This window comes from Acinetobacter sp. YH12040 (assembly GCF_013420005.1).
Classification (GTDB): Bacteria; Pseudomonadota; Gammaproteobacteria; order Pseudomonadales; family Moraxellaceae; genus Acinetobacter; species Acinetobacter amyesii.
Genome location: NZ_VOZB01000002.1, coordinates 1 through 17,117, shown reverse-complemented (window position 1 = coordinate 17,117; position 17,117 = coordinate 1). Strand labels below are relative to the sequence as shown.

Below are 17,117 nucleotides of genomic sequence, written 5' to 3'. Positions count from 1 at the left end.
CCTCCTTACATCTGCTCGCTTGAACTTAACACGGCATTATACGCAGAAAGCCACTGAAAGTCCATTGTAAATATTAGGAATAAAGCAGATAAAGCGCTTGCATTTTAGAATAAAGTTTGGTTTTGCAAAATCGTAGAAAAATGTAAGCAATTAATTATTGTCAGACAAATCATAAATTAAAATTTATCAATAAGCGCTATTGTGGTTCGGTCAGCAAAAACTATAGGTACAAAGTCATGGCAACACAACAAAAACAAACAGCGGCTAAATCCTCCCTGAAAGAAGTCGTTATCGAAGGTGCTGAAAAGCTTGAACAAGTTGCAAAAGAAGCGAGTGTCCAAGCCACAGAAGCGGTCACTGAAAGCAAAGAAAAGATCGGAGCAGAGGCAAAGCAGTTGAATGCCAGTGTGCAAGATCAATTGCGTCAGTTGAAGCAAGATGTGTTGAATAAACTTGATCAGCTAAAAGTTCAATTTGGTTCATCGCAAAAAGATTTTAGTGAACTCAAAGAATTTGTGAAAACTGAGTTTAATACGGTTATTGATGATCTTTCAAAACTTGGAAAAGAGCTGAAAGAAGATGTGACCCAAATTTCAGGAAAACACAAAGATCATCTAACAGAAACATTTAAGCGTTCTAAGGAACATACTTTGGAAGCGTGGAAAAAAATTTCACCAGTAAAAGCTGAAGTTACGGATCAAACCACAGATCTTAAAAGTTAATTGTGAATGACATGAATTTTAAAGCGCTTAAGCTAAGTCTAGTCATTCCGGAGCTGGATTGGGTGAGAGCGAATTAAACTTAAAGTTAACGCTATATATGCATAAGGGAGCCATTAATGGCTCCCTTATTGTGAATAGTACATTTAAGTACAAAGCACTTATTTAAAAATAAGCAGGCAATAAAAAAGCAAAAGATCGTACTTTTGCTTTTTATCGAAGATCAAAACATTAAAAAGTTTAGAACTGATGTAGCCAATCACGTTTGTTGTGAAAGTCAGCATTTGGACTACTATGCTGCATGGCATAGTACTGTTTACCTTGAGGGGTTTTCAGTACAGCAGTTAGACCAATATAGAGATCTTCCCATTTAAGTTTGTACTTCAGCAAAAATTCTGTCAGATCAAGACTGACATTTAAGCCATAGTGCGTCCGTTTCAACTGATTCAGTTCGATATCGTAAGCAGCTTGTGGCGGCATATCTTCTGGATAGCGATATTCTTCAAACTGGTAAACCTGCCAAGCTTGTGAAGGGGAGAGGTTGATTTCACGATAAAAGTCTTCGTTGCGTACACCAATAAAAACTTCTAAGCAGGTATGTTCCCACAAAAAATCGATTCGTGGGTGAGATGATACCAATTCTGGCCATTGAATCAGTTGGTTTGGGTCTCGAATCCAATAACCCACATTTAAAGTATATGGGCTTTGTTGTTCGATAGCACCAACGACTGATACAGCCTGAAAGCGACGATCAAAAGCGCTGAGTTCGAAACTTGCCATAAATGCTTAGTTAGACAGGTGTGCGTAGCGAACAAGGTTAGACAGTTTTGCATTTTGTTTTGCCGCTTTGCGGTAAATCAAAGCAATCTTACCAATCGTTTGAACAACTTCAGAACCTGAAACAGTCGCAATTTCAGTAATCATTGCAGCACGAGCTTCACGGTCTTCTGCCACAACTTTCACTTTAATTAACTCATGGTCGTTTAACGCACGGTTTAATTCTTCAACAACGCTTTCTGATAAGCCTTTGTCCGCAACCATTACAACTGGGTTTAGGGTGTGACCAATTTGACGTAAGCGTTTACGTTCTTGAATAGATAAAGCCGCCATAAATATAACCTAATTTTAAAAACGACCTAGTATAGCAAAATCAAAGTTGAAGCGCTGTATTTAATCGGCATTTTCTCGATGAAGATTATTGAAAAAAACATGATTTAAGATGCTTTTTAGATACACATGTCTACTGCAAAAGTGCTGAATTTCACGTACAATCAAGACTGAGAAGTTTTTTTTATTTAGAGAGTTATGGCTACCCGCATTACTAACCAGAAATTATCCAAAAGTAGTCGTGACTGGATGCGTGAGCATCTTGATGACCCCTTTGTGAAAAAAGCACAAAAGGAAGGATATCGTGCGCGTGCCGCTTATAAATTGCTTGAAATTCAAGAAAAATACAAATTGATCAAGCCAGGCATGACCGTTGTCGACTTAGGTGCTGCACCAGGTAGTTGGTCGCAAATTGCCGGTAAACTTGTTGGCGACAAAGGTTTGGTAATTGCTTCTGATATTTTACCCATGGATGCTTTACCCGATGTGACCTTCTTGCAAGGTGACTTTCGTGAACAAGAAGTGTTCGATGAATTGTTAAAAATTTTAGATGGACGTACTGTAGACGTTGTAATTTCAGATATGGCCCCCAATACATCAGGTAATAAGGCTGTAGATCAACCGCGTCAGATCTATCTTTGTGAATTAGCAATCGACTTTGCTCAAAAGGTTCTTGGACCAAATGGACAATTTGTTGTTAAAGTGTTCCAAGGTGTTGGATTTGATGAATACCGTAAGCAAGTTGTAGACACATTTGATGTGCTGAAAACAGCAAAACCGGCGGCTTCACGTGCTCGATCTAAAGAAGTGTTTTTAATCGGGCAGGGACGTAAGAAAGCTTTCAAGTAAAGTTTACTTGCCAACTCGTTAAAAATTGTGCATTTTGTACGTTTTTAAATTATTGCGAAGCTACTCTGCAGCGTAAGTATTAGAGTCACCCATGTAAATGGGATTGAACGAATTAGATAGAAATGGGAATAAAGCTTTGAGCGATCTTTTTAAGAATGCCGTGTTGTGGCTGGTTATCCTAGGCGTGCTGGTTTTAATCTTCAGCAACGTCAGTGACCGCAATCAACCGACCGCGATGAACTATTCTGAGTTCGTGGCAGCCGTAAATGCGGGTCAGATTAAACAAGTCACCATTGATGGCGAAAGAATTCGTGGCGAAAAATCAAACGGTTCTGAGTTTGAAAGTATCCGTCCTGCGGTTCAAGATCCTGAACTTATGCCGAACCTAATCAAGAACAATGTTGTTGTTGAAGGTACAGCGCCACAGCGTCAAAGTATTTTGATGCAACTTCTGATTGCAAGTTTCCCTGTTCTTTTAATCATTCTGTTATTCATGTTCTTTATGCGCAACATGGGTGGTGGAGCTGGTGGTAAGAATGGCCCAATGAGTTTTGGTAAGTCAAAAGCAAAAATGCTTTCTGAAGACCAAATCAAAGTGACATTTACTGATGTTGCGGGCTGTGATGAAGCTAAACAAGAAGTTGTTGAAATCGTTGACTTCCTAAAAGATCCATCTAAGTTCAAACGACTTGGTGCAAGCATTCCGAAAGGTGTGCTTATGGTTGGTCCTCCGGGTACAGGTAAAACTTTACTTGCTAAAGCGATTGCGGGTGAAGCGAAAGTACCGTTCTTTAGTATTTCGGGTTCTGACTTTGTTGAAATGTTCGTGGGTGTGGGTGCGTCTCGTGTCCGTGACATGTTTGAACAAGCAAAGCGTCATGCACCATGTATCATTTTCATCGATGAGATCGATGCCGTTGGTCGTCACCGTGGTTCAGGTACAGGTGGTGGTAATGATGAGCGTGAGCAAACATTAAACCAAATGTTGGTTGAAATGGATGGTTTTGAAGGCAACGAAGGTATTATCGTCATTGCTGCAACAAACCGTGCTGACGTATTGGATAAAGCTTTACTTCGTCCAGGTCGTTTTGACCGTCAAGTGATGGTGTCTCTACCTGATATTAAAGGTCGTGAGCAAATCCTGAATGTACATTTGAAAAAATTACCTTCTGTGACTGGTGTAGATGTCAAAGTCTTAGCACGTGGTACACCGGGCTTCTCGGGTGCACAGTTGGCTAACCTTGTAAACGAAGCGGCACTGTTTGCTGCACGTCGTAACAAGAATACGGTCGATATGCATGACTTTGAAGATGCAAAAGATAAGCTTTACATGGGTCCTGAACGTAAATCGATGGTGATTCGCGAAGAAGAACGTCGTGCGACGGCTTATCATGAAGCAGGTCATGCAATTGTTGCTGAAATATTGCCGGGTACAGACCCTGTGCATAAAGTGACAATTATGCCGCGTGGTTGGGCACTGGGTGTGACTTGGCAGTTGCCTGAACATGACCAAACCAGCCATTACAAAGACAAAATGTTGAATGAACTTTCAATTTTGTTTGGTGGTCGTATTGCAGAAGAAGTCTTCATTAACCAAATGTCGACTGGTGCTTCAAATGACTTTGAACGTGCAACGAAAATGGCACGAGCAATGGTTACTAAATATGGTATGTCCGATAAAATGGGCGTCATGGTTTACGAAGATGATTCACAGCAGTCATTCATGGGTGGTTTAGGAAGTCGTGTGATTTCCGAAGCAACGCAGCTTGAAGTTGACCGTGAAGTTCGCCGTATTTTAGATGAGCAATATAAAGTTGCTCGCGATATTCTTGAAAATAACAAAGATATTGCACATGCCATGGTGAAAGCATTGCTTGAATGGGAAACCATTGATCGTGATCAAATCCGTGACATTATGGAAGGTCGTGAACCTCAACCACCAAAAGTGTACATCGCTGAAAATCCAGTGATTGATGTTACACCAACGGATGGTCCAGATGTTCCACCACCATTACCGTCATTGCCAAAAGCATAAAATTTTAAAACCACCTTCGGGTGGTTTTTTTATATGAAAATAAATGCATGTGAGCGCAATGCTGAGCAAACTTAGCGTTAAAATAAGCGCAGCAAAATCTGGGATGTGTACTATGAAGTTGGTGTCTTTGCCTAATAAAATTTTAAACTGTGGTAATTTGCAATTAGATTTATCAGAGCCACATGTGATGGGGATTTTAAATGTCACACCGGACTCTTTTAGTGATGGTGGCAAACATAATGGTAAAGACCTAGCTATAGCACATGCCTTACAAATGATAGTGGATGGCGCGACAGTGATTGATGTCGGTGGTGAGTCAACACGTCCAGGCGCATCTGTTGTTGAGGTTGAAGAAGAAATTCGACGGGTCGTACCAGTCGTTGAAGCCTTATCTAAACACAATGTAGTGATTTCTATCGATACCTCACAACCTGAGGTGATTGAGGCAGCGGTTCAGGCAGGTGCGCATATCTGGAATGATGTACGTGCATTAACTCGGCCGAATGCCTTAGAAACAGCTGCAAAACTGAATATTCCAGTGATCATTATGCATATGCGCGGCGAACCCACCACGATGAATAATCTAGATCAGTATCAAGATGTTGTGGCTGACGTCATTGATGAATTAAAGCAACGCGTGAAAAATGCATTGGACGCAGGCGTGCGTGCAGAAAATATTATGATTGATCCGGGTTTTGGTTTTGCAAAAAATGCGCAGCAAAACTTAAAGCTTTTACAGCAATTCTATCAATTGAATGACATGGGCTATCCGATCCTTTCGGCATTATCTCGTAAGCGTTTTATCGGTGAAGCACTTGGCGGTGCAGATGCACAAAATCGCGCTGTAGGATCGGTTGCAGCGCATTTACTCAGCATTCAACAAGGTGCATGTATGGTTCGCGCACATGACGTCAAAGCAACAGTAGATGCGATACGTGTTTGGCAAGCCATGCAGAATGTAGACTGATTTGAAAATACTAAATCCCAATAAATTTGGTGAATTGTAGTATTTGTGTTATATAAGCGCCCTGAATGTTTTGTGATAGAGTTTCGTATGTTTGCAGATTTACTGCTACCCATGTTTGATGATGAATATTACCCAGATGTGTTGGTTGCAGAGGTGAAGTTATTGGTTGTTCAATTTGCGAAGAAAATTGCAAAAGCAGATTTAAGTTCAACTGATATCTACCATTTTGCCAATGAAACGGTTGCACAGCTCAATAAGATGAAACCTCAATTTGAAGATTTAGATTCGTCTTTGGATGATACGGCTGCAGATTATATTGCAGAAGCCATGATGATGGTGCTGCAAGATGAAGGCCATATGGATATTGAAATGGAAGAGTTGGTTGCTAACCGAGAATGGTAATTGAACTTTAAAAAAAGCCCTGTAGTGACAGGGCTTTTTTGTGACTAGAGTTTTAAAAAGTCATTCAGCATTGTCTAAAAAATCTTTAAAGGATGATTTGATGGATGCTGATAGTTTTTGTTCTTCTTGCATGGCTTGTAAGTGTAGTGTGTAGAAATACGTTTGATGCACTTTTTGTTTTAAGGATTGTTGATAAGACCAAAATGCCAGTTGGCGAAGCTTTTGTAGTTTTACCCGTTCAATGGCGCTGCTCTCAGGTTTATAAAATAATTCAGTAAATACACATAAAAACAGACTGAAAAAAAGTCCACAGAGACTGATGAGGTTTAATACATCTGTTTGTAGATATTTAAAGTTAATAGCGAGGATAAGTGTGAATCCCCCAAGGAGATACAGTTGTATTTGCAGACGTTGAACTGCGGACTTGCTGCTAAAACGTGCTTGATAATGTGCATACCAGACATAGCAATAGTTCAAAGGAAGAATAATCAATATACCAAGATTGAACGCCATGTTTGTGTCGTGAATTGAAAGTGCCGTTGATAGCATCTGGCCAAGTACAGCGCTGCCAAGCGAGATTAAAAGTATCAGGCAAAAGCTAAAGATTAAAATAGGTGCAGTGGGTGTGAGATTGATAATTTTGAAATGCGCAAACAGCAATCGTTGATAAAAGGCATCGGGATGCTTGAGTTGTATTGCAGGGAAATCAAAATCTGAAGGTATTGGCATTGAATAATAATAGATTTATAAATTTTAGGCATAAAAAAACCAGCAAATTGCTGGATCTTTTATTGCACCAATCTTAGAAGTATAAGAATGGTGCCCGAGGCCAGACTCGAACTGGCACGCTTTGTGGGCGGGGGATTTTAAATCCCCTGTGTCTACCGATTTCACCACTCGGGCATGTGCGCAATAATAGAGGACGAAATGAAGCTTGGCAAGTGTATTTGATGGTGTTTGTTTTAAAATCAATCAATTCATGCATATAAGTTGAAAATATTCAAAAATATTGATGTATGGAATGACATTTTGAGCAGTGAATTAAAGTTTTTTTCAATACACCAAAGTCGACTTATTTCATTAACTCATCAAGATAATGTTCAACATTTTGGTGCTTTAGCTTTTTACACAGCTGATTTTCCTGGTGCAGCATTTGTATGTGTAAATTTTGGAAATGGGTAAAGCGCTCAGATAACTGTTTATGATTTGCTTGATTTGGATTGCTGAGTGTTAAACGTAATTTTGCTTTAAGCATTTGTTTATACGACCAATAAGCAATACGACGTGTCTCTTGCAGAAAATAGTATTCTTGGGTGTTACTTCCACCTTTGAATAGATTTTCTTTATAAAAACGCACAAAGCCGAAACTCATGGCGAAAAAGAACAATACAGATTGAACGAAGGTGCTTTGTAAAAAGGCGATATTGAGTAATTGTAATAAAATCACGATCGCAAGTCTGAACGGCGTATTCTTCAAACTTTGATACAGGGACATTGAACTGTGTTTGATTTGCTTGATGACTAAGGGCACAACCAGCATGAAAAACAGCATAATACTCAGTACAGCAATACCATGAGCTCGAAACTCACTCATATCAGGAAAATACAGTTGCACTGCATGACCAATACTCATGCTCAAAGAAATAAAAATCATCGCCGCCAAAACCCAAGGAATAAGCTCTTTGAGTTCGTCTAAAATGCCTTGAGTTTTCAGTTGGCTATAAAATAAATAATTATGTTTAAAGGCTGCTGGATATTGCTGTTTCAGTTGTTGAAGGTAAAGCGCAGCCTGTTTCTTTTGAGTCATATTGTGACGTTAATATTAAAGCGTGAAAATAATATAGTTGATTTCGATATTTTTGACAGAATTTTTTTCTAAATCATGTTGTATATCTGAACATTATAAGAGAAAACGCAATTTCTATAGTGAAGGTCGCAGTTTTCATGCTGCTTTTATGCGAAAATATATGATTATTGAATATTAAGTTTTTATAGGCAGTTTATGACTGATCATTCTCCTGAAACATTAAGCGATATCGAAATTCTAGACTTTCTTCAGTCGATGAAATCAGATGTTTTAAATACTGAAGCAAATGAAGTGATTCGTAGTGGGGGGAAAGCTGGTCGTCAAGAGGCTCATAAACAAGCTTTGGTGAAATTAAATCAAGCATTTGAAGATAAATTTGTTGAAGCTGTGACTTTGGCTTTAGGCTTAAATGAAGGCCAAAGTAAAAAAATTCGCTATAAGAAAGACCGTATCCGTATTTTGAAAGTTCGTGGTATCGATTATTTAGCGATTGATGGTGCTGAAACTGCACAAGTATTGTCACAAGTTGCACAAGCAATTGTACGTGAAGACGCAACGGTGACTCATGACCTGCATAATATTTTCCCATTTTGGAAAGAAGGCTGGCCAATGGTGCAATTCGACAATGTCTATAAAATTTTAGAAGATGACATTCGTATTCATTATGAAGCTGTTCTAGAAGCATTAATTTCAAAGCATTAATCACTACAAATGAACCTGTGAGTGTAAAACACTTGCCAGTTTCGTAATGTTAAGCATAAAAAAAGCACCATCAGGTGCTTTTTTTATCTTTAACTTTTTAAGTTAAGCTCGAATAAAACGGAAACATTCCAAAGATTAGACCCGCTGCTAACATGACAAAACACGTGATTACAGCCCAGATAATGGTAAATTTCTGATGTTGTCCAAACTCGATACCCGCAAGTCCACAGAGTAAATAGGTCGAAGGGACAAGTGGAGAGAGTAGGTGTACAGGTTGCCCTACGATGGAGGCACGTGCCATTTCTACAGGTGCAATTCCATAATGAGCTGCTGCATCTGAAAGAATTGGCAAAACCCCAAAATAGAAAGCATCATTCGACATAAAGAAAGTCATCGGCATACTGATGACAGCGGTAATCGGTGCTAAATAGGGACCCATACTTTGAGGGATAATCGCCACAAGCTCTTTTGACATGGCTTCTACCATACCTGTTCCGGCTAAAATTCCCGTAAAAATACCTGCAGCAAAAATAATATCGACCACGTTTAAAGCACTACCTGCATGGTGTGCGATTAACTTTTTTTGCAAGTCGACATTTTTGTAGTTGACGACTAGCGCAATACATAAAGCCACCATGAATAAAATAGGCATAGGTAAAATACTAAAAACCAGACAAATCATCAGAACGACGGTTAACAGTGCATTAAACCAACGTAGATCTGCGCGGTTGGCTTCTGGATTATCGGAGATTTGAATGTTTTCACCATGACTGATATCCAATTGGACAATTCCCAGACGCTTTCTTTCCATTCGACCATACATGGTTCCCAAAAAGTACAACCAGCCGATGGCAAATAGCATCGGTAAAACCATCGGAACAAAAACATCACTTGGGTCGACATGAAGTGCGCTGGCGGCGCGGGCTGTAGGCCCACCCCAAGGTGTAAGATTCATAATTCCACTAGAGAGCATAATCAAACATGCCATAATCAGTGGGCTCATACCTAAGCGCTTATAGAGTGGCAGCATGGCCGCAACACAGATCATATATGTTGTAGAACCATCTCCATCCAAAGAGACAATTAACGTCAGGGTAATGGTTCCAAGAACGACTTTTAAGGGATCACCTTTGACCATTTTTAAAATAAATTTCACCGAAGGGTCGAACAATCCGGTATCAATCATGATGGCAAAATACAGAATCGCAAAAAGCAGCATGATGCCAGTCGGTGCAAGTTTTTTTACACCTTCAATCATCATGTCGCCAATTTCATTTATTTGTATGTGTGACAAGCTGTCAAAATAAAAACCAAGTAACCACGCAATCAAGGCAAAAAGTAGGGGGATTAAAGTCAGTGCGACAAGTGGGCTTAAGCGTTTCGACATGATCAAATACATAAAGCACAAGATCATGCCCAAACCGAGTACGGTTAACATGGTTCATTCCTTTGAAATATAAAGCTGTTTTTAAATCCAAGGGCAGAGCATAAAGAGAAATTTTATCAGTCAAAACAAAGGTGAGAAAATGTGAAATACATCACTATTTTGATGAAAAATAGTCATTAATAATGAAGGTATTAAGGAGGGGTACTTTTTCGATTTATTTTAATTTTTATTCAAAAAGTGGTCTGTTTACATATATTCAACATCTGTAGAGAACTGTAAATGCTGTGCAGATCCAGTTTAATCACAATAAGTCTTAAGCAAAAATAGAGAGTAGCGTCCGAATCGGCCAACTAAAAAATCGGAACCAAAAAATTAAGGGATTATAAAAAAACAGACCAAAACGCATGGTTTCGTCATATTGTTGTCGACCGCGTTCATAAGGATAAGGCGTTAAAAACCAAGCAGTGACGATCAGTGCAACACCGAGCAATAGAAATAAAGGTTGTGGATGAGCTTTGAAAAAATAATAGATTAGATAAGCCCCAGTATAAAAACTAAAGCAAGTCAAAATCGCTTTAAGTGAAAAAGACATCTTCGTATTCCATCGTATTTATATTTTATTGTTTTAGAAAAAAGAAGAATCGAATTAATCCGATTCTTCTGGTGTATCAAGTTCAGTTTCAGTCTGTTGTAAGCGGGTCACTAATAATTGGTCAATTTTAAAGTGGTCTACATCCACAACTTCAAATTTGTAGCCATGATAGGTAACAAAGTCCGCTGGACGTGGAATTTTACGTAGTTTAAACATCATAAAGCCCGCAAGGGTTTCATAGTTTTCTTCATCGGGCATTTCATCTAAAGCGAGGGCATGCTTTAAATCTTCAATTGGTGTACTGCCATCGATAAGCCAAGAATCCGCATCACGTTTAATAATTTGTTGTTCTGCTTCAATCGGTGTTACCCAGTCGCCCATCACGGTAATCATAATGTCGGAGAGGGTAATAACGCCAACAACCAATGCATATTCGTTAATTACAACGGCAAATTTTTCTTTGGTTGAACGGAAACGATCGAGTAATTCAGACAGTGTTAAGGTATCTGGAATCGTGAGAACATTACGAATAGTATTTTCGTTGAGTTGTAAAAGTGACTGATTGTTGAGGATACGAACCAAAATATCTTTGGCATCCACATAGCCAATCACGTCATCAATATTTTCACTACAGACCAAAAACTTCGAATATGGAAATTCAGCGAGTTTTTGACGAATACTGGCTTCAGATTCTTTGAGGGTAAAGTACACCACGTTTTCACGTGTAGTCATACTTGAAGGGACGTTACGTTCTTCCAGCTCAAATACGTTTTCAATAAAGTGGTGTTCTTGCTTTTGTAGTACACCAGCTTGAGCACCGGCATCCATCACGGCTGAAATGTCGTCAAAGGTAATATTGTCATCACGTGTTGTATTCACTTTGAATAAACGAAACAACAAATTGGCAATGGCATTAATCACCCACGCCATTGGCTTACACACTTTAATAAAGATTTGAATCGGGTCAACAACAGCAACGGCAATTTTTTCAGGTGCGATCATCGCCAAACGTTTTGGCATCAAATCAGCAAATAGAATGAATAAGGATGTGACTAAAGTAAACGACAGGGTGAAACCGATAGTTTCAGTCCACGGGCCCTGATAAAAACGAGTGACTAAGCTAATGAAGTAAGGACGAAAAGCACCTTCACCCAAAATACCGCCAAGAATTGCCACAGCATTTAAGCCAATTTGTGATGCGGCGAAAAAGTCTGCTGAGTTGGCTTGTAAGTCAAGCACACGTTGTGCACGTGAATCTCCAGATTCAGCCAAAATTTTAAGTTTTACTTTTCGTGCACCCGCAAGGGCAATTTCTGTTAATGAAAGAAAACCTGCACCGACGATCAGGAGAATAATAATGACAATATTTTGGAAAAGGCTCACGAATACACCTGTTTGTGATTCATTCTATTTTTCTGTATTTCTAACACAAAAATGGGCAAGGTAGTAGTCTTAACTACTACCTATATAGTGACAGTATACGTTTGAATTAATAAGGAATTAAAGAATTAATTACTGATACTGTGAAAACTGAGAGTTATTCATTAAGTATTCGCGGTTTTCTTCTTCAATCATTTGACGTGCAACATACAATATAAGTTGACGTAACCAGCGATGAGCAGGGTGATGATGAAGTAATGGACACCAAGCCATTTTTAATTCAAATTCAGGAATATAGAATGGTGGATCGCGAAGTAACAGGTTTTGACTTTTGGCTTGAAGGCGAGCGATACGGCTTGGCAGAGTCGCAACCAAATCAACATTCGAGGCCAATAAGCCAGGCATTTGATAATGACGAGTAAAAACTGAAATTTTACGTTTTTGGCCAATACGTTCTAGAGCCTGATCAATCCAACCTAGACCCGCTTGTTTTTCAGGATTGACACCAAAACCGACACCCATACCTGTTTTAGATACCCAAATGTGTTGTGCATCTAGATAGCTTTTCAGGTTTAAATTATTTGCAGCAGGATGCTTGGCATTTAAAAGGCATGAAAAACTGTCACGCCAGACCAAAACTTGGTGGAAACTTTGCGGAATTTCATTAAAGCGGTTAATCGCCAAGTCGACTTTACCTTGTTCCATATCTCGATAAGACACATCACTAGGCGTTAAAAAGTCCAGAACCACATTTGGCGCTTCGGAGCGCAAAGCTTTTACTAGGCGCGGCACCAGTGTTGCTTCAGCATAATCTGAAGTCATGATGCGGAAAACACGATTTGAAGTGTAAGGTCGGAACTCGGTACGGGGTTCCAAAATCATCGAAAGGTCAGAAAGTGCGTCACGGATACGTGGCTGTAATTCAAGCGCACGTTCTGTAGGTGTCATACCTTCTGAAGAACGAATAAGAAGTGGGTCATTAAATAAGTTGCGTAGACGACGTAAAATATTACTCATCGCGGGCTGAGTTACACCCAGTTGCTCGGCAGCACGAGTCACATTTTTTTCACGAAGAAGTACATCAAGATAAATTAATAGATTGAGATCGACCCGCTCCAGATTCATAAAATAAATACCGACAATAAAATCATGAAATTTATCTGATTATGCCATAACTACTAAGGCTTGTGTAAAAAATGGATGAAAAAATGACGTGTACTTTTGTACTAAAATTCGGCAGTTTTAAGACAAATTTGTTGAAGTCCCAGCGCATATTTCTTAAATACTTATTACCTGTTTAGACCGATATTTTTAAATAAATATAATAAAAATACGGAGCAATTTTGATTATGCGAAGTGATGTTCATAAAACTCAAAAGTAAGATGAAATATCTCATTTACATGATCATTTGAGGACGGAATAACCATGCATTTAGTTTGGTAAGTTTGGGCAAAAATGGCGTAAAAAATGCTGTTTTTTTTAAAAGTGAATGGTCAGTCGACTTAAGTCTAATGAAGAATAATTCATCAAAATGTTTGAAAAATAGACAAAAAAATTAGCAAAATATATTAATAAAAGTATTTAAATACAAATACTTATAAATATTGGTTAATTATTATAATACGACTTTAATCTACATATTTTTTAAATAAATACTGAAAATTAATGCAGAATATTGGATTAATTTTTTTAGTCAATCTACTCTGTGTCTATCGCAACGAAGTGTTCTAAATCTGAACAATCATTCGAGGGTATGATTTTAGCCTTACGTTGCAGAAAAATCCTAATATTATTACAGGAACATATCATGTCTACATACTTAACAGCGATTGATGCAATCCGTGAATTAAAAGCAAAATTCGGAAGCACTTGGCGCGATATTAGCCCAGAAGATGCTGCACGTATGCAAATGCAAAACCGTTTCAAAACTGGTTTAGACATTGCGAAATATACAGCTGCTATTATGCGTCGTGATATGGCTGCTTATGATGCTGATTCTAGCAAATACACTCAATCATTAGGTTGCTGGCACGGTTTTATCGCACAACAAAAAATGATTGCGAACAAAAAATACTTCGGTACAACTGAACGTCGTTATATCTACCTTTCTGGTTGGATGGTTGCAGCTCTTCGTTCAGAATTCGGTCCACTTCCTGACCAATCTATGCACGAAAAAACTTCAGTTCCTGCATTGATCGAAGAAATCTACACTTTCCTTCGCCAAGCTGATGCGAAAGAATTAAACGACTTATTCCGTGCGCTTAAAAAAGCAAACGAAGCAGGTGATACTGCTAAAGCTGCAGAAATCACTGCTCAAATCGACAACTTCCAAACTCACGTTGTGCCAATTATTGCGGACATCGACGCTGGTTTCGGTAACGAAGAAGCGACTTACTTACTAGCTAAGAAAATGATCGAAGCGGGTGCTTGTGCACTACAAATCGAAAACCAAGTATCTGACGCTAAACAATGTGGTCACCAAGCTGGTAAAGTTACAGTTCCACACGAAGACTTCATTGCGAAAATCCACGCTCTTCGCTATGCATTCTTAGAAATGGGTCTTGATGACGGTATCATCGTTGCTCGTACTGACTCTGAAGGCGCTGACTTGACTCAAAAAATCCCAGTGGTTAAAGAGCCAGGCGACATCGCTTCTCAATACATCAGCTACTTAGACACAACTGAAATTGACATTTCAGAAGCTCAAGAAGACGAAATCCTAATCAAACGTAACGGTAAACTTCACCGTCCAAAACGTCTTGCTTCTGGCTTGTACCAGTTCCGTCCAGACACGCAAATCGACCGCGTTGTACTTGACTGTGTATCTAGCCTTCAAAATGGTGCTGACCTTCTTTGGATCGAAACTGCGACTCCAAACGTTGAAGAAATTGCTCACATGGTTAACCGTGTACGTGAAGTTGTTCCAAATGCGAAACTTGTTTATAACAACTCTCCATCATTCAACTGGACATTAAACTTCCGTCAACAAGCGTACGATCGTTGGGTTGCTGAAGGTAAAGACGTATCTGCATACGACCGCGCTAAATTAATGAGCGCTGAGTACGATAACTCTGAATTAGCTGCTGAAGCTGACGAAAAAGTTCGTACATTCCAAGCAGATGCTTCTCGTGAAGCGGGTGTGTTCCATCACTTAATTACACTTCCGACTTACCACACAGCTGCGCTTTCTACACATGAACTTGCTCAAGGTTACTTCGGTTCTGAAGGTATGTTGGCTTATGTTGCTGGCGTACAACGTAAAGAAATCCGCGGTGGTATTGCATGTGTGAAACACCAAGCAATGGCTGGTTCAGACATCGGTGACGACCACAAAGAAATCTTCGCTGGTGACAACGCGCTTAAAGCGGGTGACGATGCGAAAAACACAATGAACCAATTCGCTGCTCACTAAGCATTGAACTGATTCGAAAAAAAGCCCAGCGAAAGCTGGGTTTTTTTTATGGCTTTAAAATCTTCTTAAATCCATTTATTGAAGTGTGTCGATATAAAAAAGCAGGGCATAACCCTGCAAATATAATGAGACCCCCTTTATTTAAGGCAAAAGGATAATTAACCAAGTAAAAAAAATAATTGCTAAAGCGACAAATTGAGCTGCACTTCCCATATCTTTGGCAATTTTAGAAAGTGGATGCTTGTCTAAAGATACCCGGTCGACCACGGCTTCAATAGCAGAATTGAATAACTCAACAATTAAGGCAAATAAACACACCACTACCATAAGGACATGTTCAACACGACTCACATCGAGTAAGCAACTGGTGGGAATAAGCACAATATTCATCCAGACAATTTGTCGAAATGCAGCTTCATTTTGATAAGCAGCTTTGAATCCGTCGAGGGAATATTGCGTTGCATTAAAAATTCGTTTAAGTCCAGATTTACCTTTAAACGGGGAAATTTCACTCATAGTACTGTACAGACGTATAGATTTAAAAACTGGCGAAAATATAGCATGCCAAGCTTAAAGTTTTCTTGCATTCAGCTTTTATTTTATTAGGCCTAAAAGTTTAGGATGATTTACATATGCCTGTATCAAGTTAGTGCTATGTTTATCCAGTATGAGACTTAAAATTTGCCTGAATTTCAGGCACAATACAGACGTTTAAAATTTTTAATTTTGAAGCATTTGCTTCATTGCATGAAATAATAAAAGTGATATAGGTCAACAATGAAAAACTTTAGTTTTGCTGTGCTTGCAGCAACACTTTTAACCAGCCAGTTTGTCAGTGCAGAGCCGGCATTTATTCAAACGGAAATCAAAACGAATGTGACTCAGCCCGTGGGATTTTATTCTTTCCAAGTGGGTGCGTATAAAGTCATTGCTTTAAAAGATGGGACACTCGAATTAAGTCCTGATTTGTTTAAACAAAACTTAACTCCAGAAGAAGTCAGTGCCTTATTTCAAAAGCTTGCGGTTGATCAGAGCAAAGGCATACAAACCAGTGTCAATGCCTACCTGATTGATGATGGACAAGGCGGCATCAGTCTTGTCGATAGTGGTGCAGCCAGTTGTTTTGGTCCGAACTTAGGTTCTATTGCACAAAATATTGAAGCAGCTGGCTATAAGCTTAATCGTGTACGCAGTGTATTCTTAACCCATTTACATCCAGATCATGCATGTGGCATTGCGAAACAAGGCAAGGCCGTGTTTCCAAATGCAACGGTTTACGTCAATGAACAAGAAAGTCAGTATTGGTTAAGTGAAAACACCGTTGACACTTTAGCTGCCGAAAAACGTGACGGTTATTTAGCAACCGTTGCAAAAATTAAAGCTGCGATTGCGCCTTATCAGACCATGCGGAGTTTTAAGACTTTTAGCGTTGGTTCTGTGATTAATGGATTAGAAGTACTACCGAGTGTTGGGCATACACCGGGGCATTATTCTTTTATCTTAAAGTCGCAAGCTAAAAGTTTTGCTATCCTCGGGGATGTGGTTCATTCATATCATTTACAGTTTGAACAACCCAAGTTATCTGTTGATTTTGATGTCGATCCGGTCAAAGCCAGTGAAACTCGTTTAGCAATTTTTAAACGTTTTGCTCAAGAGCAAACCTTCGTTGCATTTGCACATTTACCATTTCCGGGTATTGGTAAAATTAGTGAAATAAATGATGGTCAGTTCCGTTGGAACCCGCTAAATTTAGCTCC

The 17,117-nt window shown here is 39.1% G+C and carries 17 protein-coding genes and 1 tRNA gene; 8 read left to right on the top strand and 10 right to left on the bottom strand.

The features are described 5' to 3' along the window. Positions 1–236: 236 nt before the first annotated feature. Entirely contained in the window at positions 237–722 is a 486-nt protein-coding gene (locus FTT99_RS02295; protein ID WP_078192161.1) for a hypothetical protein, read from the top strand. Between the two features lie 237 nt (positions 723–959). On the opposite strand, the gene FTT99_RS02290 is transcribed toward FTT99_RS02295, so the two are convergent. Together FTT99_RS02290 and FTT99_RS02285 are read right to left on the bottom strand one after the other, a co-directional pair. Beyond that, entirely contained in the window at positions 960–1,499 is a 540-nt protein-coding gene (locus FTT99_RS02290) for a DOMON-like domain-containing protein (RefSeq protein WP_180129236.1), read from the bottom strand. 6 nt (positions 1,500–1,505) lie between these two features. After that, on the bottom strand, positions 1,506–1,829 hold the full coding sequence (locus FTT99_RS02285) for a YhbY family RNA-binding protein (protein ID WP_078191340.1): 324 nt from the start codon (positions 1,827–1,829) through the stop codon (positions 1,506–1,508). 195 nt (positions 1,830–2,024) lie between these two features. On the opposite strand from FTT99_RS02285, the gene rlmE reads away from it, so the two are divergent. The 4 genes from rlmE (at position 2,025) to FTT99_RS02265 (ending at position 6,079) form a co-directional block, all read left to right on the top strand. Further along, positions 2,025–2,675 carry a 23S rRNA (uridine(2552)-2'-O)-methyltransferase RlmE gene (gene rlmE / locus FTT99_RS02280; protein ID WP_078192159.1) on the top strand — a complete coding sequence of 217 codons (651 nt, stop codon included), beginning with the start codon at positions 2,025–2,027 and terminating at the stop codon, positions 2,673–2,675. A 136-nt stretch (positions 2,676–2,811) separates the two neighbouring features. Next, complete coding sequence (gene ftsH / locus FTT99_RS02275) at positions 2,812–4,710, top strand: ATP-dependent zinc metalloprotease FtsH (RefSeq protein WP_078191443.1); 1,899 nt, start codon at positions 2,812–2,814, stop codon at positions 4,708–4,710. 112 nt (positions 4,711–4,822) lie between these two features. After that, positions 4,823–5,677 (top strand): dihydropteroate synthase, encoded by an 855-nt coding sequence (gene folP / locus FTT99_RS02270; RefSeq protein WP_218954480.1) that lies wholly within the window; start codon positions 4,823–4,825, stop codon positions 5,675–5,677. Between the two features lie 87 nt (positions 5,678–5,764). Then, positions 5,765–6,079 carry a DUF5713 family protein gene (locus tag FTT99_RS02265; RefSeq protein ID WP_078191338.1) on the top strand — a complete coding sequence of 105 codons (315 nt, stop codon included), beginning with the start codon at positions 5,765–5,767 and terminating at the stop codon, positions 6,077–6,079. 60 nt (positions 6,080–6,139) lie between these two features. Here the strand turns inward: FTT99_RS02265 and FTT99_RS02260 are convergent, their stop codons facing one another. The 3 genes from FTT99_RS02260 to FTT99_RS02250 form a co-directional block, all read right to left on the bottom strand. Next, entirely contained in the window at positions 6,140–6,592 is a 453-nt protein-coding gene (locus tag FTT99_RS02260; RefSeq protein WP_180129238.1) for a hypothetical protein, read from the bottom strand. A gap of 304 nt (positions 6,593–6,896) precedes the next feature. Further along, positions 6,897–6,982: transfer RNA gene (locus FTT99_RS02255), tRNA-Leu, on the bottom strand. Positions 6,983–7,151: 169 nt separating this feature from the next. Next, positions 7,152–7,886: a hypothetical protein gene (locus FTT99_RS02250; RefSeq protein ID WP_180114841.1), complete on the bottom strand. Its 735-nt coding sequence runs from the start codon at positions 7,884–7,886 to the stop codon at positions 7,152–7,154. A 195-nt stretch (positions 7,887–8,081) separates the two neighbouring features. Between FTT99_RS02250 and FTT99_RS02245 the strand changes: the two genes are divergently transcribed. Beyond that, positions 8,082–8,588 carry a hypothetical protein gene (locus FTT99_RS02245; protein ID WP_180114843.1) on the top strand — a complete coding sequence of 169 codons (507 nt, stop codon included), beginning with the start codon at positions 8,082–8,084 and terminating at the stop codon, positions 8,586–8,588. A gap of 97 nt (positions 8,589–8,685) precedes the next feature. Here the strand turns inward: FTT99_RS02245 and FTT99_RS02240 are convergent, their stop codons facing one another. From FTT99_RS02240 to FTT99_RS02225, 4 genes are all read right to left on the bottom strand, one after another. Beyond that, a complete protein-coding gene (locus tag FTT99_RS02240; protein ID WP_180129239.1) occupies positions 8,686–10,026 on the bottom strand; it encodes a CitMHS family transporter in 1,341 nt (446 codons plus the stop codon). Between the two features lie 262 nt (positions 10,027–10,288). After that, a complete protein-coding gene (locus FTT99_RS02235) occupies positions 10,289–10,567 on the bottom strand; it encodes a hypothetical protein (RefSeq protein WP_078191333.1) in 279 nt (92 codons plus the stop codon). A 54-nt stretch (positions 10,568–10,621) separates the two neighbouring features. Then, on the bottom strand, positions 10,622–11,950 hold the full coding sequence (locus tag FTT99_RS02230) for a hemolysin family protein (RefSeq protein WP_180023248.1): 1,329 nt from the start codon (positions 11,948–11,950) through the stop codon (positions 10,622–10,624). Between the two features lie 129 nt (positions 11,951–12,079). Beyond that, positions 12,080–13,072, bottom strand: coding sequence for a LysR family transcriptional regulator (locus FTT99_RS02225; RefSeq protein WP_078191331.1), 993 nt, complete (start codon positions 13,070–13,072; stop codon positions 12,080–12,082). A 683-nt stretch (positions 13,073–13,755) separates the two neighbouring features. Here FTT99_RS02225 and FTT99_RS02220 point away from each other — a divergent pair. Then, positions 13,756–15,360 carry an isocitrate lyase gene (locus FTT99_RS02220; protein WP_078192152.1) on the top strand — a complete coding sequence of 535 codons (1,605 nt, stop codon included), beginning with the start codon at positions 13,756–13,758 and terminating at the stop codon, positions 15,358–15,360. Between the two features lie 141 nt (positions 15,361–15,501). Here the strand turns inward: FTT99_RS02220 and FTT99_RS02215 are convergent, their stop codons facing one another. Continuing rightward, entirely contained in the window at positions 15,502–15,876 is a 375-nt protein-coding gene (locus FTT99_RS02215) for a diacylglycerol kinase (protein ID WP_078192151.1), read from the bottom strand. Between the two features lie 261 nt (positions 15,877–16,137). On the opposite strand from FTT99_RS02215, the gene FTT99_RS02210 reads away from it, so the two are divergent. After that, a partial coding sequence (locus FTT99_RS02210; protein WP_180161206.1) for an MBL fold metallo-hydrolase occupies positions 16,138–17,117 on the top strand: 980 nt, incomplete at its 3' end.